General features: G+C 35.5%; 23 protein-coding genes, 1 pseudogene and 1 riboswitch. Of the genes and pseudogenes, 19 read left to right on the forward strand and 5 right to left on the reverse strand.

What is annotated here, in order from left to right; all coding sequences use genetic code 11:
• Positions 1–165 precede the first annotated feature (165 nt).
• From tkt to dapA, 6 genes are all read left to right on the forward strand, one after another.
• Positions 166–2,142: a transketolase gene (gene tkt, locus HFD15_RS02215; RefSeq protein WP_023189664.1), complete on the forward strand. Its 1,977-nt coding sequence runs from the start codon at positions 166–168 to the stop codon at positions 2,140–2,142.
• 94 nt (positions 2,143–2,236) lie between these two features.
• Complete coding sequence (locus HFD15_RS02220; RefSeq protein WP_003129418.1) at positions 2,237–2,491, forward strand: hypothetical protein; 255 nt, start codon at positions 2,237–2,239, stop codon at positions 2,489–2,491.
• Between the two features lie 371 nt (positions 2,492–2,862).
• On the forward strand, positions 2,863–3,726 hold the full coding sequence (locus HFD15_RS02225; RefSeq protein ID WP_003129417.1) for an MIP/aquaporin family protein: 864 nt from the start codon (positions 2,863–2,865) through the stop codon (positions 3,724–3,726).
• Between the two features lie 94 nt (positions 3,727–3,820).
• Positions 3,821–4,897 carry an aspartate-semialdehyde dehydrogenase gene (locus HFD15_RS02230; RefSeq protein WP_023189663.1) on the forward strand — a complete coding sequence of 359 codons (1,077 nt, stop codon included), beginning with the start codon at positions 3,821–3,823 and terminating at the stop codon, positions 4,895–4,897.
• Positions 4,898–4,907: 10 nt separating this feature from the next.
• Positions 4,908–5,363, forward strand: a complete 456-nt coding sequence (locus HFD15_RS02235; protein ID WP_039115713.1) for an NUDIX hydrolase — start codon at positions 4,908–4,910, stop codon at positions 5,361–5,363.
• 64 nt (positions 5,364–5,427) lie between these two features.
• A riboswitch (Lysine riboswitch) is annotated at positions 5,428–5,603 on the forward strand.
• A gap of 100 nt (positions 5,604–5,703) precedes the next feature.
• Complete coding sequence (gene dapA / locus HFD15_RS02240) at positions 5,704–6,597, forward strand: 4-hydroxy-tetrahydrodipicolinate synthase (RefSeq protein WP_003129414.1); 894 nt, start codon at positions 5,704–5,706, stop codon at positions 6,595–6,597.
• A gap of 39 nt (positions 6,598–6,636) precedes the next feature.
• On the opposite strand, the gene HFD15_RS02245 is transcribed toward dapA, so the two are convergent.
• Positions 6,637–7,308, reverse strand: coding sequence for an MgtC/SapB family protein (locus HFD15_RS02245; RefSeq protein ID WP_010906063.1), 672 nt, complete (start codon positions 7,306–7,308; stop codon positions 6,637–6,639).
• A 349-nt stretch (positions 7,309–7,657) separates the two neighbouring features.
• Here HFD15_RS02245 and HFD15_RS02250 point away from each other — a divergent pair, with 349 nt between their 5' ends.
• The 3 genes from HFD15_RS02250 (at position 7,658) to ffh (ending at position 14,281) form a co-directional block, all read left to right on the forward strand.
• Complete coding sequence (locus HFD15_RS02250) at positions 7,658–9,370, forward strand: ribonuclease J (protein WP_003129410.1); 1,713 nt, start codon at positions 7,658–7,660, stop codon at positions 9,368–9,370.
• Between the two features lie 48 nt (positions 9,371–9,418).
• Positions 9,419–12,649, forward strand: coding sequence for a leucine-rich repeat domain-containing protein (locus HFD15_RS02255; protein WP_167593203.1), 3,231 nt, complete (start codon positions 9,419–9,421; stop codon positions 12,647–12,649).
• Between the two features lie 78 nt (positions 12,650–12,727).
• Positions 12,728–14,281 (forward strand): signal recognition particle protein, encoded by a 1,554-nt coding sequence (ffh, locus tag HFD15_RS02260; protein ID WP_023189658.1) that lies wholly within the window; start codon positions 12,728–12,730, stop codon positions 14,279–14,281.
• A gap of 26 nt (positions 14,282–14,307) precedes the next feature.
• Here ffh and HFD15_RS02265 read toward each other — a convergent pair whose 3' ends face one another.
• On the reverse strand, positions 14,308–14,850 hold the full coding sequence (locus HFD15_RS02265; RefSeq protein WP_003129407.1) for a GNAT family N-acetyltransferase: 543 nt from the start codon (positions 14,848–14,850) through the stop codon (positions 14,308–14,310).
• Between the two features lie 81 nt (positions 14,851–14,931).
• Positions 14,932–15,506 (reverse strand): annotated as a pseudogene (locus tag HFD15_RS02270) (NADPH-dependent F420 reductase).
• A gap of 172 nt (positions 15,507–15,678) precedes the next feature.
• On the opposite strand from HFD15_RS02270, the gene HFD15_RS02275 reads away from it, so the two are divergent.
• From HFD15_RS02275 to HFD15_RS02300, 6 genes are all read left to right on the forward strand, one after another.
• Positions 15,679–16,386 carry an AzlC family ABC transporter permease gene (locus tag HFD15_RS02275; protein WP_010906060.1) on the forward strand — a complete coding sequence of 236 codons (708 nt, stop codon included), beginning with the start codon at positions 15,679–15,681 and terminating at the stop codon, positions 16,384–16,386.
• The gene (locus tag HFD15_RS02280) at positions 16,373–16,699 is read left to right on the forward strand and encodes an AzlD domain-containing protein (protein ID WP_025017015.1); all 327 of its coding nucleotides are present in this window, start codon (positions 16,373–16,375) and stop codon (positions 16,697–16,699) included. Before HFD15_RS02275 ends, HFD15_RS02280 begins: the two co-directional genes overlap by 14 nt.
• A 126-nt stretch (positions 16,700–16,825) precedes the next feature.
• A complete protein-coding gene (locus HFD15_RS02285; RefSeq protein WP_012898217.1) occupies positions 16,826–17,050 on the forward strand; it encodes a DUF1858 domain-containing protein in 225 nt (74 codons plus the stop codon).
• Between the two features lie 14 nt (positions 17,051–17,064).
• Complete coding sequence (locus tag HFD15_RS02290; protein ID WP_012898216.1) at positions 17,065–18,537, forward strand: DUF438 domain-containing protein; 1,473 nt, start codon at positions 17,065–17,067, stop codon at positions 18,535–18,537.
• 135 nt (positions 18,538–18,672) lie between these two features.
• Positions 18,673–19,479, forward strand: coding sequence for a glutamate 5-kinase (gene proB / locus HFD15_RS02295; protein WP_026138929.1), 807 nt, complete (start codon positions 18,673–18,675; stop codon positions 19,477–19,479).
• A gap of 208 nt (positions 19,480–19,687) precedes the next feature.
• Complete coding sequence (locus HFD15_RS02300; protein ID WP_255457148.1) at positions 19,688–20,986, forward strand: glutamate-5-semialdehyde dehydrogenase; 1,299 nt, start codon at positions 19,688–19,690, stop codon at positions 20,984–20,986.
• 82 nt (positions 20,987–21,068) lie between these two features.
• Here HFD15_RS02300 and HFD15_RS02305 read toward each other — a convergent pair whose 3' ends face one another.
• Both HFD15_RS02305 and HFD15_RS02310 read right to left on the reverse strand, forming a co-directional pair.
• Positions 21,069–21,983 carry a cation diffusion facilitator family transporter gene (locus HFD15_RS02305; protein WP_058207897.1) on the reverse strand — a complete coding sequence of 305 codons (915 nt, stop codon included), beginning with the start codon at positions 21,981–21,983 and terminating at the stop codon, positions 21,069–21,071.
• Positions 21,973–22,272, reverse strand: coding sequence for a helix-turn-helix transcriptional regulator (locus tag HFD15_RS02310; protein WP_003129394.1), 300 nt, complete (start codon positions 22,270–22,272; stop codon positions 21,973–21,975). Before HFD15_RS02310 ends, HFD15_RS02305 begins: the two co-directional genes overlap by 11 nt.
• 95 nt (positions 22,273–22,367) lie before the next feature.
• Between HFD15_RS02310 and HFD15_RS02315 the strand changes: the two genes are divergently transcribed.
• The 4 genes from HFD15_RS02315 to HFD15_RS02330 all read left to right on the forward strand — a co-directional run bounded on the left by HFD15_RS02315 (position 22,368) and on the right by HFD15_RS02330 (position 26,351).
• The gene (locus tag HFD15_RS02315; RefSeq protein ID WP_003129391.1) at positions 22,368–23,066 is read left to right on the forward strand and encodes a M50 family metallopeptidase; all 699 of its coding nucleotides are present in this window, start codon (positions 22,368–22,370) and stop codon (positions 23,064–23,066) included.
• Positions 23,067–23,326: 260 nt separating this feature from the next.
• The gene (gene pyrR, locus HFD15_RS02320) at positions 23,327–23,848 is read left to right on the forward strand and encodes a bifunctional pyr operon transcriptional regulator/uracil phosphoribosyltransferase PyrR (protein ID WP_010906054.1); all 522 of its coding nucleotides are present in this window, start codon (positions 23,327–23,329) and stop codon (positions 23,846–23,848) included.
• A 94-nt stretch (positions 23,849–23,942) separates the two neighbouring features.
• Positions 23,943–25,235, forward strand: coding sequence for a uracil-xanthine permease family protein (locus HFD15_RS02325; protein ID WP_010906053.1), 1,293 nt, complete (start codon positions 23,943–23,945; stop codon positions 25,233–25,235).
• Positions 25,236–25,418: 183 nt separating this feature from the next.
• A complete protein-coding gene (locus HFD15_RS02330) occupies positions 25,419–26,351 on the forward strand; it encodes an aspartate carbamoyltransferase catalytic subunit (RefSeq protein ID WP_017864817.1) in 933 nt (310 codons plus the stop codon).
• Positions 26,352–26,370 lie beyond the last annotated feature (19 nt).

Consider the following 26,370-nt stretch of genomic DNA (forward strand, 5'->3'; position numbering starts at 1 on the left):
TTTGAAGATTTATAAAAACAGGTCAACCGCAACCTTTCCTACCAAAATTAAAAAGATTTTCATATAAAAACATAAAAAAAGAAAAAAATTTTAATTTCAGAGAATGAAAACCGTTTCTAACTTGTGTTATAATGTGAGTATAAATAAAAAATATGGAGAAATCTTATGTTTGATACTACTGATCAATTGGCTGTAAATACGATTCGTACTCTATCATTAGATGCGATTCAAAAAGCAAATTCAGGACATCCTGGACTTCCAATGGGCTCTGCACCAATGGCTTATGTACTTTGGAGCAAATTTCTTAATGTGAACCCTAAGACAAGTCGTAAATGGTCAAATCGTGACCGTTTTGTCTTGTCTGCTGGTCATGGTTCTGCAATGTTATATAGTTTATTACATTTGGCAGGTTATAATGTAACGACTGATGATTTAAAAGGTTTCCGTCAATGGCAATCAAAAACACCGGGACATCCAGAAGTTAATCATACAGATGGTGTTGAAGCAACAACAGGTCCTTTAGGACAAGGAATTGCCAATGCTGTCGGTATGGCAATGGCTGAAGCACATTTAGCTGCGCAATACAATAAACCTGGTTTTGATATTGTTGACCATTACACTTACGCCTTAAATGGTGATGGTGATTTGATGGAAGGTGTTTCACAAGAAGCAGCTTCACTTGCAGGTAAATTGAAACTTGGTAAATTGATTCTTTTCTATGATTCAAATAATATTTCTCTAGATGGTGACTTATCTATGTCATTTATTGATGATATTCAAAAACGTTTTGAATCATATGGCTGGCAACATTTATTGGTAAAAGATGGAAATGATTTAGAAGAAATTGCAGCAGCTGTTGAAGTGGCTAAAGCTGAAAAATCTAAACCAACAATTATTGAAGTTAAAACAGTCATTGGTTTTGGTGCCGAAAAACAAGGAACTTCAGCAGTTCACGGAGCTCCTCTTGGAGCTGAAGGTGTTGCATTTGCCAAGAAAGCATATGGTTGGGATTACCCTGAATTTACAGTTCCTGAAGAAGTTTCAAAACGCTTTTTAGAAACGACAGTTGCGCGTGGTGAAGCAATGGAGCAAGTATGGCGCAATACTTTTGATGATTATTCTGAAAAATACCCTGAGCTTGCTGAGCAATACGCAAAAGCTTTTGAAAATGAAACGCCAGAGCTTACTTTGACCAAGCATGAAATGGAAACAAGCAAGGCCAGCCGTGTAACTTCACAAGAATCTATCCAAGAATTATCAGCTCAAATGCCAAATCTTTGGGGCGGGTCTGCTGACCTTTCGGCTTCAAATAATACAATGGTTAAAGTTGAAGAAGACTTCATGCCAGATAACTATGCTGGACGTAATATTTGGTTTGGTGTACGTGAATTTGCGATGGGAGCCATTATGAATGGGATTGCTTTGCATGGTGGAACTCGTGTCTATGGTGGAACATTCTTCGTCTTCTCAAACTACATGCTTCCTTCTGTTCGGATGGCTGCTCTACAAAGCTTGCCAGTCACTTATGTTTGGACACATGATTCCATTGCTGTTGGGGAAGATGGTCCAACTCACGAACCTGTTGAACAATTAGCTTCTGTTCGCTCAATTCCTAATTTGGATGTAATTCGTCCAGCTGATGGAAATGAAGTAGTGGCTGCATGGCGTCGTGCTGCATCAAGTAAAAGCCGCCCAACCGCACTTATTTTGACTCGTCAAAATCTTCCAGTTTTACCTGATACTTATGAATTGGCTGAAGAAGGTCTGAATCGTGGGGCCTATATTCTTTCAAAAGAAGAAGGAAAACTTGAAGGAATCATCATTGCGACTGGTTCAGAAGTAGCATTAGCTCTTGAAGCTAAGAAGACTTTGGGTTCTGGCATTCGTGTCGTTTCAATGCCTTCAATGAATATTTTTGACGAACAAGAAGCAGCTTATCGCGAAGAAATTTTACCAAAAGCTGTAAGACGTCGTTTAGCGATTGAAGCTGGTACAAGTTACGGATGGGGTAAATATGTTGGACTTGATGGTGCAACAGTTACAGTAGATACTTGGGGCGCTTCGGCACCAGCAAATATCGTTCTTCCGGCTTACGGATTTACTGCTGAAAATGTAGTTAAAGCATACAAAGAGCTTGACTAATATTGAAAAAGGAGTTCTGATTTTTTGTCAGAGCTCTTTTGATTACAAACAAGTCTGTCAGTAAATTTTAATTAAAAAATAGAAAGGAAATAAGATGGGAATTTTACTTGCAATTATTGTGGGAGTAGCTTCAATTTTGAACTTAATGTATGGACAAAATCAGCCAATCCAATATTTACTGACAGTTCTGTCAGTAATATCTTTAATCATTTATCGTGGGAAAAGAACTAAAAGGGTTCATTATAATGGATATGGTCAGAATTATTTTACGATAGGATTTACTATTTGTATCCTTAGTTTTGTGGGAACGGTAGGAATTTTGATTGGCTTCTTGTTTCATTTAGCATAATATGTTAAAATTTAAGTATGCGATGAGTCGAATAATTCTACTTTGTAGAATTTCGAAGCTAAGGAATACTGGGAAATTGGGTTTTCCGCGCAGGAAGCGTGAGTATTTGTCAAATTGTGTGAACCTTTTTGACACACTTTTAGTGCCTTTAAAAGCCCTCGAAAGAGGGCTTTTTTTACGTAACGATTAAAATAATTAATAAAAAAATCTTGTTATAATCAGATGAATACAATGCTGAAAAAACTTCAAAACAATCTATTATAGGAGTTAATCATATTTTCAATGTTATTATTAGCAAGAGTTAAGAAAAATATGATAAAATTGAAGTGTCAACATCTTTATATATTTTTTAAAATAGAAAGGAAATTATCATGGATGTTTCATGGATGACAAAATATATTGCTGAGGGATTGGGAACTATGCTTCTCGTCTTGCTTGGTAATGGTACAATTGCTGGGGTAACCCTCAAAGGCTCTAAAAATGAGGGCATGGGTGGTCTTGCAATTGCATGGGGATACGGAATTGCGATTTTAGTTCCTGTACTTGCTTTTGCAAATGTTTCAGGTGCACATATTAACCCAGCAATTACAATTGGACTCGCTTCAGCTGGTTATTTCCCTTGGGCACATGTTGCACAATATATTTTGGCACAACTTATTGGTGCAATTATTGGTCAATTACTTGTTGTAGCGATTTATAAAGAATACTTCGCTAAAACTAATGATGGAGCAATTTCTTTAGGCGCTTTTTCAACAACTAACGCTTTGGATAATGGTTCAAATCGTGGAAAAGCAATTTTCAACGGATTTATCAATGAAGTAATCGGAATGTTTGTATTTGTTTTCGGAATTCTCAGTTTTACAACGAACTTCTTTGGTGCAGAATCAATCAAATGGATGACAAGTTACGCTCAACAACAAGGAGCTGATGTTACAGCGAATGCAACAGTAAGCCAAATTTGGGCTTCTGTTTCAGGCGCTTCATCATCTAAAATGATTGGTGCGCTTGCTATTGGTTTGATGTTTGTTGGTTTGGTTACAGCATTTGGTGGACCAACTGGTGCAGCATTGAATCCAGCACGTGACCTTGGTCCTCGTATCGTTTATAGCTTCTTGCCACAATCAGTTGTTGGTGAAAATAAAGACGCTAAATGGTGGTACGCTTGGGTTCCAGTTGTTGCCACAATCGTTGGTGCAGTAATTGCAGCTACAGTCTTTAAACTTATGTTTAAATAAAAACAAAAATTTCTGTCGAAAGGCAGATTTTTTCTTGCCCTTAGAACTTAAAAGCGCTATAATAATTATAATTTACTGAAAAGGACAGACAATTATGACACAATATAATATCGCCGTCGTTGGTGTTACTGGTGCCGTGGGTACACGTATGCTTGAACAATTAGAAGAATCTACACTTCCTATAGAAACCGTACGTGCGCTTGCAAGTAAACGTTCGGCAGGAAAAATTGTTGAATTTAAGGGGCAAGAGCTTGTTGTAGAAGAATTGACTGAGGATAGTTTTGAAGGTATTGATATTGCTCTTTTTTCAGCCGGGGGCTCAGTATCAGAAAAATATGCCCCTTATGCTGTAAAAGCTGGAGCTGTTGTCGTGGATAACACCTCATTTTTCCGTCAAAACCCTAATGTCCCCTTGGTTGTTCCAGAAGTTAATGCACATGCTTTGGAAAAACACAATGGAATAATTGCCTGTCCTAATTGCTCAACGATTCAAATGATGGTTGCTTTAGAGCCGATTCGTCAAGCTTATGGGCTTGAGCGAGTAATTGTCAGCACTTATCAAGCGGTCTCTGGTGCGGGTCAATCAGCAATTAATGAAACAAATCGTGAACTCCAAGAAGCACTTGATGGAAAAGCACTGACAGAATTGTCAGCAGAAATTTTACCGTCTGCTGGAGATAAAAAACATTATCCAATTGCTTACAATGCGCTTGCACAAATTGATGTATTTACTGACAACGATTATACTTATGAAGAAATGAAAATGACAAATGAAACCAAGAAAATCATGGAAGATGATTCAATTGCGGTTTCGGCAACTTGTGTCAGAATTCCAGTTCTTTACGGTCATTCTGAGTCAGTTTATGTTGAAACGAAAAAAGTAGCAGATATTGCTGAGGTTAAACGTTTGATTTCTGAATTCCCAGGAGCTGTTTTAGAAGATGATGTTGCTCATCAAATTTATCCACAAGCCATTAATTCAGTTGGTCGTCGTGAAACTTTTGTGGGTCGTATTCGCCGTGATTTGGATGCAGCAAATGGGATTCATCTTTGGGTAGTTTCTGACAATTTACTCAAAGGAGCAGCTTGGAATTCTGTTCAAATTGCTGAAACGCTACATGAGCGTGGCTTAGTTAGACCAACTCATGAGTTAAAATTTGAACTGAAATAATGTCTGTTAAATGAGTTATATCAGTAAAATTCGTGAAAAAATTGGCCATGAGCTTTTGATTTATCTGGGAGCAGGCGTTATTGTCTATTCTGATGAAAAAATCCTCTTACAAAAATGTAAAGATAACGGAACTTGGGCTTTACATGCGGGTGGCATAGAAGTTGGTGAAGAACTTGAGGAAACTGCTCGCCGAGAATTATTTGAAGAAACGGGACTAAAAGCAGGTAAACTTGAGCTTTTAGGAATTTATTCAGGACAAGACCGTTTTATAACTTATCCCAATATGGACCAAGTTTATATGCCAGGCCTTTATTATATTTGTCGAGATTTCACAGGGAGTTTAAGACCACAAATGAGTGAAGTTGAAGAGCTGAAATGGTTTAAATTTAAAGAAATTCCAAAAAATATTCATGAGCCAAATCGCCGTGTTATCGAAGATTTCATCCAATTAATTGCGAAAGAATAATAAACTAGACTGTATAAAAATAAAATTTTTGACCTCGTTTACTAAAGTATGCTATAATAGGTCAAACAAAATTAGAGGTTGCGAAGACGAAGAAGTTAGTGGAGCGGTGAACGCACTGAAGCTGATGGCGGCGTTCTTTGCCGAAAGAAAAATTGTCACAAAATTTTTCTTGGGCTGTGTGGTTAAATCCTACAGACTGTCTTTCTGTCAGTACTGACAGAAAGGGGAGCTAATCAAAATCATTTTTGACGAACTTTTGAGAACCTCTTTTGCATAAAAAGAGGTTCTTTTTGACCTCTTGACAAGAGCTTGTCAGTAAGCTCACACATAAGGAGAAATTATGTCAGCAAAAGAAACAATTGAAAAATTACAAAATGCACGTATCATCACGGCCCTAGTGACCCCTTTTAAAGAAAATGGCCAAATTAATTTTGGAGCATTTCCTAAGCTCATTGAGGATTTACTTGCTAATCATACGGAAGGCCTTATCTTAGCTGGAACAACGGCTGAATCGCCTACTCTTACTCATGATGAAGAATTGGCAATTTTTGCTGCGGTTAATAAAATAGTGGATGGCCGTATTCCATTGATTGCAGGTGTTGGGACTAATGACACACGTGATTCGGTTGAATTTGTCAAAGAAGTTGCTGAACTTGGTTACATCGATGCGGGACTTGCAGTGACTCCTTATTACAACAAACCTTCTCAAGAAGGAATTTATCAACATTTTAAAGCCATTGCTACTGCGAGTGATTTGCCAATTATTTTGTATAATATTCCAGGAAGGGTGGTCACTGAAATTCAGGTAGAGACCATCTTACGATTAGCAGAACTGGAAAATGTAATTGCCATCAAAGAATGTACAAATACTGATAATCTGGCTTATCTCATTGAAAAGCTACCCAAAGACTTTTTAGTTTATACTGGAGAAGATGGGCTAGCTTTTCACACTAAAGCTTTGGGAGGTCAGGGTGTAATCTCGGTTGCCAGTCATATCCTAGGTCAAGAATTTTTTGAAATGTTTGCAGAAATAGACCAGGGCTCTATTCAAAAAGCAGCGGCTATCCAAAGAAAAATATTACCCAAAATAAATGCACTTTTTAGTGTCACAAGTCCGGCTCCAATCAAAACGGTTTTGAATGCAAAAGGATATGAAGTTGGTGGCTTACGTTTACCACTTGTAGCTTGTACTACTGAGGAAAGTAAAATAATTCTTGAAAAAATTGGAAATTAAAAAATACCCTTTTAGGGTATTTTTCTTTATAAAAGTAGGTCAATATTCAATTGATTTAATCTTATCATTCGATTCCAAAAGACTCATTAACGAAGCGACTTCATAAGCTTTTGGTAAGTTCAAATATAGCTCTGTTTTTAAAGAATTATTTGATTTTTTTTCAACTTTTATACTAAGAATTTTGACATCTTCCTCTTTCAGCTGTTGTTGCAACAGTTGAAGCCCTTCAAAATCTTCTAATTGAAGAATAAGATGATCGCTCGTCGCTGATTTTATCCATCGATAATTTTGGTGTAAAATAATTTGAAAAAGTAAAATAAGTAAAGTAGCTACAATACCTATAAAATATAATCCAGAACCGATAGCCATCCCAATACCAGAAGTTGCCCAAATTCCAGCCGCAGTAGTCAATCCATTAACGGATTGATTGTGAACAAAAATCATTCCAGCTCCTAAAAAGCCAATACCACTTACAATTTGAGCCGCAATTCTGGAAGGATCAAGATTGACTCCATGAGTACTGATGATGTCCATAAAACCATATTTTGAGACAATAATCATTAAAGCAGCACTCAACGCAACAATTAAATGAGTACGTGTGCCAGCATTTTTGGAACGGCTATTTCTTTCATAACCAATGGCATATCCACATACCCCAGCTAATATTAATCGAATTAACCAATCAAGTTGTGTTAAGAAAGTAATCTGCATAAAATTTCCTCCTTGTCATTTAAAACTTACCTTCCATTATATCGCTATTTTGATGAGAAAAAAAGTAAGACCCATAAAAAATGAAACTGACTTGCTTTTTTACTTGCTTTGGGTTAAACTTATATTAGTGTATTCTCGGTAGAGATTGGAATGCCAATCTCTTTTATTTTAATTCTAAGTAGAATTATCTTTTCAATATCGCTTGTCCCACTCGACCGATTTCGAGAGTGAATATGGCAAGGAAATTGCTAAAAACAGGACTGTAAATTTACTGACAGAATTTGTCAATAACTTACAGATTCTTTTTATATCGAAAAAATTATAAATTACACTGACAAGAAAGGTTTTTATGTCTAATATTAAAATCACTCCATTAGGTGGTGTGCGTGAATTTGGTAAGAACATGTATTTAGTTGAGGTTGAAGAGCAAATTTTTGTGCTTGATGCAGGACTTAAATATGCTGAAATGGATCAACTTGGTGTTGACTTTGTTATTCCTGATATTACATATCTTTTAGAAAATGCGGATCGTGTCGCAGGAATTTTCTTGACTCACGGACATGCTGATTCAATTGGGGCTTTGCCTTATATCGTTTCTGAATTAAAAGTTCCTGTTTTTGGTTCAGAATTAACAATCGAACTTGCAAAAATTAATGTCAAAAATTATGCTGACAGTCGCAAATTCAACGATTTTCATGTTGTAACTGAAGATACAGAAATTGATTTTGGTAAAGCCGTCATTTCATTCTTCTCAACAACACATACAATTCCAGAAAGCTTAGGAATTGTGATTTCTACAAATGACGGAAACATTGTTTATACAGGTGATTTCCGTTTTGATCCAGCTGTTGCAAAAGGCTATCGTACCAATATGCGCCGATTGGCTGAAATTGGGAATAGTGGAGTCCTTGCTTTACTTTCGTCATCACCAAACGCTTTGTCAACAATGCAATCTGCTAGCGAGCATGAAATTTATGAAAAAATTTATGACTATATTGATGACAATGAAGGGCGGGTCATTATTGCTTGTAATGCAGGTAATTTAGGTCGTATTCAACAAACGATTGATGCTGCCATTAAACTTGGTCGTCGTGTTGCTTTTACAGGCGAAGATATGGACCAAATCATCGAAACAGCAACTCGTCTTAACAAATTACAAATTGTTGATAAAAAATCAATTATTAAACCAGCAGAAATTAAAAAATATGCTGACAATGAGTTAGTTATTTTAGAAACAGGACGAATGGGTGAACCACTTAAATCTCTTGGAGACATGGCTCATCGTCGTCATAAATACGTTAAAATTAAAGATGGAGATTTAGTACTTGCTGTTACAAGTCCATCTGTCTCTTATGAAACAACAATTGCTCGTATTGAAAATGAAATCTATAAAGCTGGCGGAGTCATGAAAATGTTGGCTTCAGATTTGAAAATATCTGGTCACGCGAATGCTCGTGATTTGCAATTCTTACTTGATATCTTCCGTCCAAAAAATTTGATTCCAATCCAAGGGGAGTATCGTGAACTTAGTGCCCATGCTGATTTAGCAATGGAAATGGACATTTTACCAGAACATATCTTTATCGCTAAACGTGGTGAAACAGTCAGTTTGGAAAATGGAGACATGATCCCATCTGGTGTTATTCAAGCTGAAAATGTTATGATTGACGGTTCAGGAGTTGGAGATATCGGTTCAGTTGTTTTACGTGACCGTAAAGTGTTATCAGAAGATGGTATTTTCATTGCCGTTATCACAATTTCTAAGACTGAACGTAAAATCGTCAGCAAATCTCGTGTTCACACTCGTGGTTTTGTTTATGTTAAAACTTCACGTGATTTGATGCGTGAAGCTGGTGAGTTGGTCAACGAAACTGTTGATAAATATCTTTCTGGAAAAGAATTTGATTGGGCAGAAATCAAGGGTTCTATCCGTGATGCTCTTGGAAAATTTTTATACGAGCAAACAAAGCGTAAACCAGTGATTCTTCCAGTAGTTATGGAAGCACGTCAACCTCAAGATTTAAATAAACGTTACACTAAAAAAAATCATAATAAAAAATAAAAGTTACAAAACCTCCATTTTTTCGTATAGAAAGTTAGGAGGTTTTTTATGTCTCAAAAATCAATAAAGAAAATAACGATGACTGTTGGAGTGGGATTACTGACAGCCACTCTTAATCCCACATTCTTGAATCATCAGTTGCTGACAGAATTGCCGGTGGAGGCCACGACAAGTAAAATTACTTATACTGATGAGCAAAAAATTACTTACAATCTTGATAAAGTTTCAATGACAGCTGAAGTTGCCTCCTATGCTGGCTTAGCGGGAGCTGATATTGTAATTCCGGATATCATTGTAAATGACGGTCAAACCTATGCAATAACATCAATTGGAACTTATGCATTTTCAAATAGTGGAATTCATTCGGTTATTATCGGAAATAATGTTGTAGATATTAATACGAGTGCCTTTCAAACAACAACAGCTTTTCCTGACTATTATAAGAAATCACTGACAGAAGTAGTTTTAGGAGCAAAAGTCCAAAATATAAAAACAGATGCTTTTGCTGGAAACGCCATAAGTAGTATAGAATTTCCAAATTCTGTCCTAAAGATTGCGACAAGAGCTTTTGCAAATAATAATTTAACAGAACTTTCATTGGGTCCAAATATCACAGAAATTATGGCCAAAGCCTTTCAAAGTAACCAAATCACTACAATAAAATTTGCTGATGAATCATTGACAATAGTAGATTCAGCAGCCTTTTCTGGGAGTCCCGTTCAAAGCTTGACTTTGGGAATTGGAGTGACTTTGGCTGATGACGTATTCAATAAAACGAGTCCTTTATTTGGTCAGTTATCAGATTTACCGACAGATGGAATTCGGACAATTTCTGTCAACTCTAGTGGTCTTTTGGATAAAAGTTGGATAAATTCTGACAGTTCACAGTCGGCTTCTGTGATTACTGAACATGCAGATACAGCCCCTGTCTCTTCTTCCAATTCAGTAGAGCAAGTTGATGTTGCCAATTCAGAATCAACACAAGAGGCAAATTCGGCTTCATTCTATCCAATATCTGAAGCGAGTAGTATTACAGATAATACTTTAAATTCAATCTCTTCTTTAGACAGTAGTATTTCTAGCTCACAAACAGAGAATAGTCAGTCAGGAGCTTCCAGTACAGCAGAAATCAGTTATGATTCAGAAAACCCAAATAGTTTGTCTTCTTCAAACCAAATCAATTCCAATTCCAATTCAAATAGTGAAAATGATTCAAACCAATCCTCATTATATTCAAGTATGTCCTCTAACGAAGAAAGTAAGCAATCTAATTCTTCCAATATCAACGAAACGAATAATAGTTCAGAAATAACCAATATTTTACCATCATCAAATCCGGCAGAAAGTAATTCAGTATCAGATCAAACAAGTTCTGAAGCTTCAACCAATTCAAATAGTAGTATCAGTTTATCCCCCTCAAACATGAGTTCGACTTCTGATTCAGAATCAGCAACTAATTCGTCAGATTTTTCTAATGTAGCAGAAGTGGCTAATAATTCCTTAGCTTCCATAAACAATAGTTCAAGTTCAGTTTTATCCAGTACAAGCACGGCTGATAATTTAGAAATCAATCAATCTGGTTCTGATAATCTTACAAAGGATAGCACGGAAATATCTACTTCAGAAGCCGTTTCGACTTCAAATCAAACAAGTTCTGAAGCTTCAAGCAATTCAAATAGTAGTATCAGTTTATCTCCCTCAAACATAAGTTCGACTTCTGTTTTGGAATCAACAACTAGTTCGCCAGATTTTTCTAATGTAGCAGAAGTAGCTAATAATTCCTTAGCTTCCATAAACAATAGTTCAAGTTCAGTTTTATCCAGTACAAGCACAGCTGATAATTTAGAAATCAATCAATCTAGTTCTGATAATCTTACAAAGGATAGCACGGAAATATCTACTTCAGGAGCCGTTTCGACGTCAAATCAAACAAGTTCTGAAGCTTCAAGAAATTCAATGAGCAGTATAAATTCACCATCATCAAGTATGAGTTTAACTTCCAACTCAGAATTAGCAACTAATCAGTCTAATTCTTGCGAAGCAACAGAAGTATATAATAATTCATCAACTCATTCTTCAGATCTTTTAAATAGTGGTTCAAATGATAGTTTAGATTCAGATTCAGATTCAGATTCAGATTCAGATTCTTCAAACCTTAGTAGTATCCCTAATTTGGAAACGAATCAAACTATTTCGTCCAGACCAAGTGAAGTAAATAATATATCAGAAAACCCTAAGAAAGTTTCTTCTTCAAATTCAGTTCAAGAAAACTCAACAGACCATGAGATGTCTACTAACCCAAAAAGTAGCATAAGTTCACCTGTCAGCACAACTTCTAGCTCACAACCAAAAGAGAGTCAGTCGAATCTACTTAATACAACAGTAGGAATCAACAATCCGATAACTTTTAATAATTCGTCATCAGAAAATTTTGCTGCCTCTAATCTAACTAGTTATTCAAATAATAACCCAGAATCATCAGAATCAAGATATTTAAATATATCTAATGAGGCACAAAGAAACAATCATTCAGAAATTTCTTATAGTTTGCCATCTTCAAATTTAAATGAAAACAACACGTCTTCTATACAATCACAGGTAATTTTAGAAAGCTCTAAAAGCTCAACAAATAAGAGAAGTTCATTATTATCAATTATAAATTCAACTTCTCACCCACAAAAAGAAGATCATCAGTCAAATTCTTCTGATGAAGTAAAATCAAATAATAATATAGAGTCAATTTTAGGTCAATTAAATTCCATAAGTAACAAAACTCATGTGAATTCTTTGACTAGCCAAAAACTATCAGTAAGTTACACCTTACCAAGCAAATCGAAAGTGATGAATGAAAAAAATAAAAATTCAAATATAATAAGCGAAGAAAAACTCATCAGAACTCCTCAAAAAAATGATGAAAGTCAAAATTTAGGACAAATAACTGCTCTTGACTTATCTTTTAACAAAGAAGTAGAGACTATGGAAGATTCTAAAACAGTTCCAGATAAAGTTCTAGATAATGAAAATGGTGATCGGAGTCAAAATAATAAAACGAGTACTATTGCTAAAGATAAAAATAAAGTTTTTTTCAAAAGGTCTGAATTTAATTCTAAAATACTTGATAGCGACAATAATATTTTAAAGAAAACTGTTCTTTTAAAAAAACATGGCTTTATAAGTGACAATTTTTTCATTGGACTAATAACAATTTTAGAAGCTTGTTTTATTTTCATATTTATATTATTTAAAAAGAAAAAAAGAGTGAAAAAAGATATCGACTAGAACTTTTGATGTATTCAATTTTAGCTAAAGAAATGTTATAATGAAGTAATTGTAAAAAATAGAATTGGATTATAAAATATGGCATTTGAAAACTTAACTGAACGCTTACAAAACGTTTTTAAAAATCTACGTGGAAAGAAAAAAATTACTGAGACAGACGTCACAGAAATTACAAAAGAAATCCGAGTTGCTCTCCTTGAAGCCGACGTTGCTCTCCCAGTTGTCAAGAAGTTTATTAAGGCAATCCGTGAACGAGCTGTCGGTGTTGAAGTATCAGAAGCATTAAACCCAGCTCAACAAGTAATTAAAATTGTTGATGAAGAATTAACAGCTATTTTGGGTGGTGGCGAAGCTGAATTACTTAAATCTCCTAAAATTCCAACAATTATCATGATGGTTGGGTTGCAAGGGGCAGGTAAAACAACTTTTGCTGGTAAACTTGCCAAAAAACTCAAAGAAGAGCAAAATGCTCGCCCTTTAATGATTGCAGCCGACGTTTATCGTCCAGCAGCGATTGACCAATTAAAAACCTTAGGTGAACAGCTTGAAATTCCTGTCTATGATGAAGGAACTGCTGAAAAACCAGTTAATATTGTTCGTAATGGTCTTTTAAAAGCTCAAGAAGAACGTAAAGACTATGTTTTGATTGATACTGCAGGTCGTCTTGAAATTGACGACACTTTAATGAACGAATTGCAAGAGATTAAAACACTTGCTGAACCAACTGAAATTTTGCTTGTTGTTGATGCAATGACTGGTCAAGTTGCAGCACAAGTTGCCAAGACTTTTGATGAAAAATTGGACATTACAGGTGTGATTATCACTAAACTTGATGGTGATACACGTGGTGGTGCGGCATTATCAATCCGTGAAATTACAGGAAAACCAATTAAATTTACAGGGACTGGTGAAAAATTAACAGACCTTGAAGTTTTCTATCCTGATCGAATGAGTTCACGAATTCTTGGAATGGGTGATATGCTCACCTTAATTGAGAAGGCTCAAGCAAATTATGACGAAGAACAATCAGCAAAACTCGCTGAAAAAATGGCTGAAAACCGTTTTGATTATGAGGACTTTGTTGAACAACTTGATCAAGTGACAAATATGGGACCAATGGAAGATATTATGAAAATGATTCCAGGAATGTCACAAATGCCTGGTTTAGATAAGGTTAAAGTTGATCCTAAGGATGTTGCCAGAAAACGAGCAATGGTCTTGTCAATGACACCGGCAGAACGTCATTTAGAGGCTGAACTGTCACCAGCCCGTCGTCGTCGGATTGCCGCAGGTTCTGGAAATTCATTTATTGAAGTAAATAAATTCATTAAGCAATTCAATCAGTCCAAAGAAATGATGCAAGGAATCATGAATGGTGATATGAATGCTATGATGCAAAAAATGATGGGTGGAGCCGGTGGACAAATGCCGAATATGCCTGCAGGTTCTGGAATGCCCGATATGTCATTGGGTGATTTACAAGGGATGATGGGCAATGGTTCAGCAAATGGGATGCCCGATATGAGTTCTATGTTTGGTGGTGGTTTAAAAGGTAAAGCAACTGAGTTTGCTATGAAACAAGCCATGAAACGTGCTCAAAAGAAAATGAAAAAAGGTAAGAAAAAACGCTAAATAAAAACAGGAGTTCTCCTGTTTTTTTATTTAACCGCTTTTTCTCTTTGAGTATATTCAGATTTAAGAATCCCCATAAAGTAGCTATCATGATATCTACCGCCAGCAAAGAATTGTTCCTTAATCGTTCCTTCAATTTTGAATCCTAATTTTTTATAGATATGAACAGCAGGAGCATTATCAATATCTACCCATAAATAAACTTTATGCATATTTAGAGTATTGAAAGCATAGTCAACACCTGTTTTTAACGCTTTTTGAGCGTAGCCTTTTCCAGAAAAACCTGAAATGATAATGATTTGAATTTCGCAGGTACGATGAATGTAATCAATAGACATAAGTTCCACAATTCCAATAAAAGTATCATTGGCTTCAATTACAAAGCGACGTTCAGTATTATCATGGATATGTTTATCATAAAGACTGGTTAACTCGTCTAGAGATTCATAAGGTTCTTCAAACCATAGCCGCATTGTTTCAGCCTTATTATTGATGATATGAATATTTTTTAAATCTGTTCGTTCCAATGCTCTGATTTTCATTGTTGGTTCATTTGTTAATGTAGTCATTATTCTACTCCTTGATGATATTTCTTTATAAAATAAAAAACCTTGTTATTCAATTATAACAAGACTTAAATTTTTAAGCGACTATTTGAAAATCCCAAAACCGCCGTCCCAAGAAATTTTTTCAGAAGCAGCTAAAGTAATTTGCAGAAAACCAATAGCTTCTAGTTCGCGAGCCCTTTTTAGTGAACCAGCGTCTAATAGACTCAAACCACTATTTTCAAGAGATTTAATAATGGTCTCTTTTGCTTCCTGACTATCACTAGCGAGTAAAACTGTTGTTTGATGTTCATTTGCCACTTTTTTGTTGCCAATGTATCGGAAAAAGTCGTATTAAAAGCCTTAACAATCATTGAATTTGGGAGTTGCTTAGCAATGAGAGCCGCAGCAGAAGTATCCGAAGGCACTAATAGACTATCAAATGTTGTGAAATCAACGGGATTTGTAATATCGATAATTACTTTTCCTTGTAAATCAGTCGAATATTCTTGGATGATTCCAGCAATTGCGACATAGGGAACAGCTAAAACAACAATTTCACCCAATTCTGTTTTAGCTGAGTTTGATAAGATATAGTTGACTTTATTACCAGATGAACTAAAATTATCACCGATTGCTTTTCCCATTTTTCCTTTACCAAAAATACTAATTGTTGCCATAGTCTTCCTCCTCTAAGATTGATGTTGTTATTAATTTGATTATATCATTGAAAAAATGAAATCTATAGCAATATACCTTGCAAAAATCAAGTGATTAATAAATTTTTATTGACAGTTAGTTAATATTTATGTGATAATGGTTAGATATAATCTTTTAGGGAGTGAGGGGAATATGAATTCGGAATTAACTTTTAAACAAGGCTTGAAAGATACAATGCCGACAGTTTTTGGATATATTGGGATAGGAATTGCGTTTGGGATGATAGGGCACAGCGAGGGGTTTAGCGTTTGGGTAATTTTATTACTCTCATTGATTGTTTACGCTGGTTCAGCACAATTTATCATGGTTAGTATGCTAGCAACTCATAGTCCTATTATGTCAATAGTATTAAGTGTATTTTTAGTTAATTCACGAATTATTTTAATGAGCATGACGACGGCTTCATATTTTAAAAATGAAAGTTTACTGAAAAATATTTTACTTGGGACATTATTGACCGATGAAAGTTTTGCTTTAGGAATGAATAAACAAAATTATACTGAGGGTAAACTGAATTTTTCTTGGTTTAATGCATCAAATTTACTAGCCTATTTAGTTTGGGCATTAGCCAGTGCTATTGGAGCTCTATTAGGGAATTTACTAGCAAATCCAGAAAAATTAGGTTTGGGATTCGCAGTTATCGCAATGTTTATTGGCTTACTTTATTTGCAACTTATTAGTGATAAAACTTTGGGTTTAATGCTACAGTTAGTCATGGTTGGAATTACCTTGGTTCTATTTTATTTTGGTTTGATATTTTTGCCAAGCAACTTGTTAGTTTTATTTGTTACTTTGATTGCTTGTGCTTTAGGTGTGGGGGTAAAACGTGTCTTCTTTTGAATTTATATCATTAACAATTATTGGATGCGCTATTGTAACTTGGATTTCAAGAGTTCTACCTTTTATTTTATTAAAAAAAATGAGTTTGCCTAAAATAGTTGTGGAATATTTAAGTTTTGTGCCGGTAGTTATTATGTCAGCCTTATGGATTTCAAATCTTTTTATTCAACATTTAGGTCATTTACCATCGGTTAACTGGAATAATTTACTTGCTTCAATTCCAACGGTTTTAGCAGCTATTTTGACAAAAAACTTATTAGTTATTGTGCTTGTGGGAGTATTTTCACTAGCCTTCATTCAAATTATTTTTTAATAATTCATGAGAATCTATAGTTTATAGATTTTTTTTTTATCTTTTAATGAGACTAATATTTTGTTAGAATAAGATAAGATGTCAAAGTTTTTTTACAAAATTTTGACATTTGAAAAGGAGATTAGAATGATTCAACTGGATATAAATGCTAAACTTTATGATTTAGCAACAGAACACCCTGAAATTATTGATTTAATGGATGGTTTGGGTTTTCATGAGATAAAAATGCCTGGAATGCTACAGACTGCTGGAAGGATGGCGACAATTCCAATGGGAGCAAAAATGAAACATATCGATTGGGATAAAATTGTTATTGCTTTTGCTGAGGCTGGTTTTGAGTTTTCAAAGTAGAAGGTGGAAGAATAATGACAAATATGAATAAATCGACTACAATTGAGCGCCAAAAAAGAATTGTTGAAATATTGACACTCTTACACGAAGGGGGGACGTTTGAGGACGCCAAAAAAATTTTTAATGAAGAATTTGATGGTGTAGATGTTTCGGAAATAACTGGTGCTGAAAAGGCATTGATCCAAGGGGGGCTCAATCCCTCTGAAATTCAAAAATTATGCAATGTTCATGCAGCTGTCTTTAAAGGGGCTATTACAGATATTCATAAATCATCTTTAGAAGAAAATACTCCAGGACATCCTATTCATACAATGAAACTTGAAAATCAAGTGATTACATCGCTACTAAATGATGAAATTCGGTGGGTTTTTTCAAAGATTGAAAAAGGAGATTGGTCTTATAAAGAACGTTTACTTGTAGCGGTTATTGATTTGTATAATATTGACAAACATTATGCTAGAAAAGAAACTTTAATTTTTTCTTTTATGGAAAAATATGGAATCACAGCGCCACCAAAAGTTATGTGGGGTGTAGATGATAGTGTTCGTGAGATGATTAAAGAAGTAATTGTTTATTTAAAAACAGATAAAACAGCTTTGAACCCATTACGTGAAATGCTAGAAAATTTACTGACGGAAATTGAAGAAATGATTTTTAAAGAAGAAGCAATTATGATTCCAATGTGCTTGGATGTCTTTTCTTTAAAAGATTGGGAACAAATAGAGGAGGATTCTAAAGAGATTGGCTATGCATTCATTGCGGAACCTTTAAAATGGAAAGCTTCTAAAGAGTCAATTGAAAAGGAAAAAGAGCATGAACCTCAAAGATTGGCGGCGATTGAATCTGCTAAAGCAATGACAGAGGCTATTGCTAAGGAATCTGGTTTAGAAGTAAGCAAACCTAAAAGAGTTAAGCGGCAATATGATTGGGAAAAAGTTACAAGTGAGGGAGTGGTTGTTTTGCCAACTGGCATGTTACACCTCAATGAGTTGACGGCTTTGTTTAATGTTTTACCGGTTGATCTAAGTTTTGTTGATAAAGAAGATATCGTTCGCTTTTTCTCGGGAGGAGAACGAATTTTTCCACGAGCTAAATCTGTAATTGGTCGACGTGTTATTGATTGCCACCCGCCAAAATCAATGGCGGTAGTAGAAAAAATCCTAGAAGATTTTAAATCTGGAACACGCGATCAAGCTGATTTTTGGATTGATTTACATCGTTTTAATAAGAAAATTTATATTCGATATTTTGCAATGCGTGATGAAGAAACAGGAGAATATCTGGGCTGTTTAGAAGTTTCGCAGGATATTACATCCATTCAAAATTTGGTGGGAGAGAAACGATTAGATGGTCATGAAAAAACAACTTCTGAATATGAAAATCAAGTGGCTAAATCAATAAAAAAGTCTACTGACGGAGCTGTCAGAGGGGAAATGCCTGATTTTGTTAAGAAGATGTTAGCTGAAAAAGAGACAAAAAATAGCTAGTGGGGTATGGAAAATAAAAAGTGCTCAAAAGCACTTTTTTTATAAAATTCTAGTTGTAGAATAAAATAATAAAAAGTAGAAATTTAATCATTTTACTCTCGTATTTGTTGAAATATCTTGCTATAATAAATGATTATGACAAGAAAAAATATTTTGAGTGTTAAACGAATTGTAGTTAAGATTGGAACGAGTTCGTTGATTTTGCCAAATGGAAAAATAAATTTATCAAATATAGACGAGTTGGCTTTTGTTTTATCTGATTTGAATAATAAAGGTTATGAAGTGATTTTGGTGACTTCTGGAGCGATTGGAGTTGGCTTGAATGTGCTTGGTATAGATAAACGTCCCAAAGGGATTGCTGACCAGCAGGCTTTGGCTTCAATCGGTCAGGTTGAATTGATGAGTCTTTATACGCAAATGTTTCGTCGTTATTCGCAAAAAGTTTCTCAGTTACTTTTGACACGTGATGTGACTGATTTTCCAACGAGTCGTGAGAATGCTGAAAATGCACTAAATGCGTTACTTGGGCTTGGGATTATTCCAATTATTAATGAAAATGATGCTATTGCGGTTGATGAAATGGATCATCAAACAAAATTTGGTGATAATGATAAATTGGGAGCGATTGTTTCTAAATTAGTGAATGCTGATTTATTGATTATGCTGTCAGATATCGATGGACTTTTTGATAAAAATCCAACGATTTATGATGATGCGAAAATTTTTAATGAAATTCATGAAATTACTGATGAATTACGTCAAATGGCTGGTGGTGCCGGTTCGCGTTTTGGAACTGGCGGGATGACTTCAAAATTGGCGGCTGCACAGATTTTATTTGAAAATGGTCAAGAAATGGTTCTGACCAATGGAGAACGGATTCGAGAGATTAAAGAAATTATCGAAGGACGTGAGATTGGGACTTATTTTCATCAAAAATCTTGAGGTTACCTCTAAAAACCTGCTTTTTCGTCCAACTTCACGAGTCGCTTGGCGTGCAACGCCAAGTAAATGAACAGCTCGTGGCGTTGCCATTTCGCGTTGCGACTTTAGAGTCGCTTACAGCGAATGGACATTCATGCGCAGCGAAGATGGACTTCAAAAGCAAAGCGGTTTTTGCGATGTGACTAGGCGCTTCAGCGCCATAGCGAGCATGGGACAGCCTAGCGAAGCTGAGATAGACACGCCCCAAAGAAAGAAGGATAAAACGATGATTGAAGAACTTGGATTAAAGGTTAAAAAGGCGAGCAAAGAAGTAGCAAAGCTATCAACTGCCGACAAAAATGTTTTTTTGCAAAATTTAGCTGACAGCCTTATCGAAAATACTGACAGAATTATTTCTGAGAATGAAAAAGATTTGGCTAACGCTCTGGAACATGGAATTTCTGAGATTATGGTTGACCGTTTGCGTCTAAATGCGCAAAGAATTTCTGATATGGCAACAGGGTTGAGACAAGTTGCAGAACTTCCTGACCCAATTGGGCAAGTATTGCAAGGTTTCACTAATCTTGATGGACTTAAGATTTTGCAAAAAAGAGTGCCACTTGGCACTGTTGGAATGATTTTTGAAAGTCGTCCAAATGTGACTATCGATGCTTTTTCTCTTTGTTTTAAAACAGGAAATTCTGTTTTGTTACGCGGTGGGTCTGACGCGATTTATTCTAATATGGTTTTAGTTGAAATTATTAAGGAAAATTTGCTGTCAGCAAAAATTACTGACGGAGCAGTTGAATTGTTATCTGACACAAGTCATGCTGAAGCAGAAAAAATGATGCAGGCAGATAAATTTTTAGATGTTTTGATTCCGCGAGGGTCAGCGCGATTGATTAACCGTGTCAAAGAAAAAGCAACGGTTCCTGTCATTGAAACTGGGGTGGGTAATTGTACAATTTTTGTTGATGAATCTGCTGATTTAGAAATGGCGACAAAAATTGTGATAAATGCCAAAACACAGCGTCCTAGTGTTTGCAATGCAGCAGAAAGTTTAGTGGTTCACGCAAAAATTGCTGACGAATTTTTACCAAAGTTGGAAAATGAAATCAATAAAGTTCATGAAATTGAATTTCGTGCTGACGAGCGTGCGCTGAAAGTTCTGTCAGCTGGAATTCCTGCAACTGACGATGATTTTGGGACAGAATTTTTAGATTATATTCTGTCAGTAAAAACGGTTGATAATTTGGATGAAGCAATTGAGCACATTAATACTTATTCAAGTCGTCATTCAGAAAGCATTGTCACTCATGATTATTTCAATGCGCAAAAATTTCAAGATGAAATTGATGCGGCAGCCGTTTATGTCAATGCGTCTACAAGATTTACTGACGGTTTTGTATTTGGCTTAGGTGCTGAAATTGGCATTTCAACTCAAAAACTTCATGCCAGAGGGCCAATGGGCTTAGAGGCTCTAACCTCAACAAAATATCTGATTGATGGCACAGGACAAATTCGTTAAAAATATTAAAAGACTCGGCTTTTTATAAGCCGAGTCTTTTAATTCATCAGTAATTTTATAAATTGACAAGTTCTGTCAGTAATTAAATTTCATATTGAACATGTTTTTTATGTTCGTCAGTAGTTTCATCAAGTTCAATGGCTGAGCGACAAACTTTCTCACTTTCTAAAAGCTTACGAACAGCGATTTTTGCATCTGAGAAATCTTGATTTTCGGGAATCACAATATGAATCATTGCTGCATTTTGCTCACCGTCAATTGACCAAATGATAAGTTGTGTGACAGCAAGTACTTCAGGAAGTTGTTCAAGGGCTCTTAGAAGATTTTTGTAATCAATATCTTCGGGGACTGATTCAAGAAGAATACGTAAAGTTCCCCAGAATTTTGGAATGGCTTTGGATAAGATGAACAAAGCAATTAGAATAGAAAGAAGTGGGTCGAGCCAGTACCATTTTACAAAATGAAGGACGATTGAAACAATGAGGACTCCCAGCCAACCTAAAACGTCTTCGAGCGCGTGAAGATTTAAAATACTTTCATTTCGTGAGGAACCACGAGCCAAAAGCCATGCACCAAAACCATTGGCGACAATTGCAAAAATAGCCAAACCAAGCATACCTGTTGCTTCTACAGGTTGAGGGTTGAAAAATCTAGGAACGGCTTCGAAAAGCACAATGAAACTCCCCGTAATTAAAATGACACTTGTGAGTGAGGCGCCAAGTAAACTAAAACGTTGATAACCAAAAGAGAAGTGTTTGTCTTCTTGTTTTTTAGAGAATTTTTGGAAAAACCAGGCTAAACCGATAGCAACGGCATCTCCTGTGTCATGGACGGCATCAGATAAAATAGCCGTAGAATTAAAGAGCACCCCAAAAATAAATTCTAAAATCGCAAAGAAGAGGTTTAAAGCAAAAACGATTGTGACGTTTTGTGAGACAAGTTTATCCAGATGATTATGGTCATGCTCGCTTTTTATTTGTTTATTTTTAAGGCTCATGATTTCCTCCCTCTTGTTCATCCAAATGTTCTGCAACATCTTTCAAAAGATGTAAAATATGGCGGTCATAGATACTGTAAGTGACCGTTTTTCCAATTTTTTCATTCGTTAAAATCCGTGCATTTTTTAAAAGTTTTAGTTGTTGACTGACAAGAGATTGAGAAAGTTGTGTTTTTTCAACAATCTCATTTACGGTTAGGTTATCAGTGGCTAGGCTGGAAATAATTTTTAAACGTCCGTCGTTAGAGAAAAGTTTAAAAAATTCAGCAATATCTTTCTCGTTAATCATATTATTATATTATAATTTTATAATATATTTGTCAAGCTTTCTTTAAATATTTTATTTTAAGTTATTTTTGTTATGATAAACTGAAAGGAGAAGTTTTGCAAGATTTTATCCAATATATTTATTCTGCTTTTGAAAGAATCGCAGACTTTAGTGACCAGCAAAAAATAATTTTATTAGGTTTGATTTGTGGGCTTTTAATAGCTATCTTTCTTTATCCCTTATTAAGAATTTTAGTGACGCTTTTACATGAATTTGGTCATGCTCTGGCGGCGAAAATTACTTTTGGTAAAGTTTATAGAATTCATCTTAATCATGATAGTTCCGGCCTCACCCAAACAAGTGGTGGTGGGAGAAGCTTCTTTGTTTTATTGATGGGCTATCCAATGCCTTTACTTTTTGGCTGTCTCTTTAGCTGGTTTTTGATTATCAATCATCCAGAATTCATTCTTATAAGTCTGTTGATAGTCAGCCTTTCTGTTCTAATCGTCGTTAAAAATTGGTATGGCTTTTTGATTTGTTTGCTAGGAATTTTAATTACAGGGGCTTTGCTTTATTTTGGTCAAATTCAGATTTTTAATTTTATGGGTGGAGCTTTAATTGGTTTTCTGACTTTAGGGGCATTTATTGACCTTAGAGTAATTTTTCATAAAAATGAAGAACTTTCTGATGCAGATTTACTCCATGAGAAATTTCAAATAATCCCTGCTTTTGTTTGGAAATTAATTTTTCTTTTAATGATGTCATCTTGTCTATTTTTGATTATAATCACTTTCAAGACTTTATTCTCTAAATAAAAAATAATTTTTGACAAGTGGCGAGAACTTTGCTATAATCTATCTAACCTTTAAGATTGTCCAGAGAGGCAGGCAAGGTCAGAAATTAATAATGTAATAATATGATGGATACTGTCCATTTTCTGATACCTACCTGCATTCTCTTTTGAGTGCAGGTTTTTTGTATGTTAATGGACAACTTAGAAATGGAAGCTAAATCGCTAAATGAAAGATTTGTTAGTTTACTGACCAATTGATCATCAAGAATGAAAGGAGCCACAATGGCTAGAAAAGAAATTATTGACGAAATCACAATGAAACGTGCAATTACACGTATCACTTACGAGATTATTGAACGTAATAAAGAGCTGGACAAATTGGTTTTGATTGGGATTAAAACACGTGGTGTTTATTTAGCAAAAAGAATCCAAGAACGTTTGCAACAATTAGAAGGTTTGGAAATTCCTTTTGGTGAGTTGGATACACGTCCATTCCGTGATGACAAACAAGCTCAAGAAGACACGACAGAAATTGACATCGATATTACAGGAAAAGATGTCATTCTTGTCGACGATGTGCTCTACACAGGTCGGACAATCCGTGCGGCAATTGATGGAATTGTAAAACTCGGTCGTCCAGCTCGTGTTCAATTGGCTGTATTAGTTGACCGTGGACATCGTGAATTGCCAATTCGTGCAGACTACGTTGGGAAAAATATTCCAACAGGTCGTGATGAAGAAATCATTGTTCAAATGTCTGAACACGATGGCAATGACAGTATTTTAATTAAACGTGAAGATTAAAAAATTTCTGTCAGTAATTTAAAGTAAAAAATATGCTGTCAGTTACTGACGAAAGAATTAACAAATATTCAACTTAGAGTTTTAGGAGAAAAAAGTGCACGATAATGATATTATCTTAAAAGTTGATGAGAAACCAGCTGCAAGTCAGTGGTTTGGTCTCTCATTTCAACATTTGTTTGCCATGTTTGGCTCAACGGTTTTGGTGCCAATTTTAGTTGGGATTAACCCAGCCATTGCCCTCTTGAGTTCTGGACTTGGTACACTTGCACACATGAGTGTTACAAAATTTAAAGTGCCAGCTTACATGGGTTCAAGCTTTGCCTATATTGGTGCGATGACTTTACTGATGAAAAATGGTGGAATGCCAGCCATTGCTCAAGGGGCAATGACCGGTGGATTGGTTTACCTGATTGTCGCTTTAATTGTAAAATTTGCAGGTAAAGGCTGGATTGACAAAGTTTTACCGCCAATCGTCGTTGGGCCAATCGTTATGGTCATTGGATTATCACTTGCTCCAACAGCAATTAATGATGCCATGTACACGGACGTTGCAAATTTAAAAGGATACAGTTTAGCTTATATCATTATTGCCCTCATCACTGTGTTATCTATTGTCATTTACAGTATCTATGGCAAAGGATTTCTGTCAGTTGTTCCAATTTTACTTGGAATCATCACAGGATATGTTGCAGCAATGATTATTGGTAAGATTACAGGGATGAACATTGTTTCATTCACTGGAATCTCACATGCTAAGTGGCTGACCATTCCACCAATGGAAATTCCATTTGCCAATTACAAGTGGGCCTTCTATCCGTCAGCAATTTTGACAATGGCACCGATTGCTTTTGTCACAATGACTGAGCATTTTGGCCACATTATGGTTTTGAATTCATTAACTAAAAAAGATTACTTTAAAGAACCAGGATTAGAAAAAACATTAACTGGTGATGGTCTAGCTCAAATCATCGCCGGATTTATTGGTGCACCGCCGGTGACCTCTTACGGTGAAAATATTGGAGTTATGGCAATTACAAAAATTCATTCGATTTATGTTATTGCTGGAGCTGCCGTTCTTGCTATCGTTGTCTCATTCATTGGGAAAATTACAGCGCTCTTGCAATCAATTCCAGCACCCGTCATCGGGGGAGCATCAATTGCCCTTTTTGGAGTAATTGCAGCTTCTGGTTTGAAAATTTTAGTTGAAAATAAAGTTAATTTTGATATCAAACGAAACTTACTAATCAGCTCAGTTGTTCTTGTTATCGGGATTGGTGGAATGATTATTAATATCACTCAAAATTTACAAATTTCATCAGTAGCCATTGCAACAATTCTCGGAATTGTTTTAAATCTTGTCTTGCCAAAAGATCCTAGCGAAATTTAAAAGCTCCAAAATTACTGACAGAATCGTCAGTAATTAAAAAAAGTGAACTTATAACTGATAGAAATCCTATCGAGATTTCCATCAGTAGATAAAAATTTTGTCAGTTTACTGACAAAACAATCAAATATATTGTCAATAAAACTGTTGTGACAGAGAGCACACAGTCAGGGTAAAGGAGACCTCATGTCAGTAAAAAATGGATTAGTTCAACTCGAAAACCTCACAAGTATGGAAAAATTGAGTGTTGATGAAGTCATGGGACTTATCAAAAGAGCCTCAGCTTTCAAAGCAGGAACAGCAGAATTTGATTTAGAAAAACAAACTTTTGCTTCAAATCTTTTCTTTGAAAATTCTACAAGAACGCACCATAGTTTCCATATTGCTGAGCGTAAATTAGGCTTAGATGTTCTTGAATTTGATGCGCAAGCAAGCTCAATTAGTAAAGGAGAAACTCTTTACGATACCGTCTTAACACTTGATGCACTTGGCGTTGATATCTGTGTTATACGTTCAGGAGTAGAACATTACTATGAAGAATTAGTGAATTCAGATAATATTCATTGTGCGATTGTTAACGGTGGAGATGGTTCAGGGCAACATCCAAGTCAATGTTTACTTGACTTGATGACCATTTATGAAGAATTTGGCAAATTTGAAGGTTTAAAAATCGCAATTTCCGGAGATTTAACCCATTCACGTGTCGCCAAATCTAATATGATGATGCTCCAAAAATTAGGAGCTAGACTTTACTTTACAGGCCCAGCAGCATGGTATAGTGAAGAATTTGATGATTACGGTCATTATGCCAACCTAGACCGAATTTTGCCAGAACTTGACGTTCATATGCTCTTACGCGTTCAACACGAACGTCATGATAGTGGCGAAAGCTTTTCTAAAGAAGGCTACCATAATCATTTTGGACTGACAGAAGAACGAGCAAAAATGTTGAAACCAACAGCTATTATCATGCACCCAGCTCCAGTCAATCGGGATGTTGAAATTGCTGACAGCCTTGTGGAAAACTCACAAAGTCGGATTGTTCAACAAATGAGCAATGGTGTTTATACTCGAATGGCAATTCTTGAAGCAATTCTTGCTGGAAAAAAAGCTAAATAATTCAAAGCGCTGACAACAA

The organism is Lactococcus sp. EKM203L (assembly GCF_011800585.1).
GTDB classification, from domain to species: Bacteria; Bacillota; Bacilli; order Lactobacillales; family Streptococcaceae; genus Lactococcus; species Lactococcus lactis.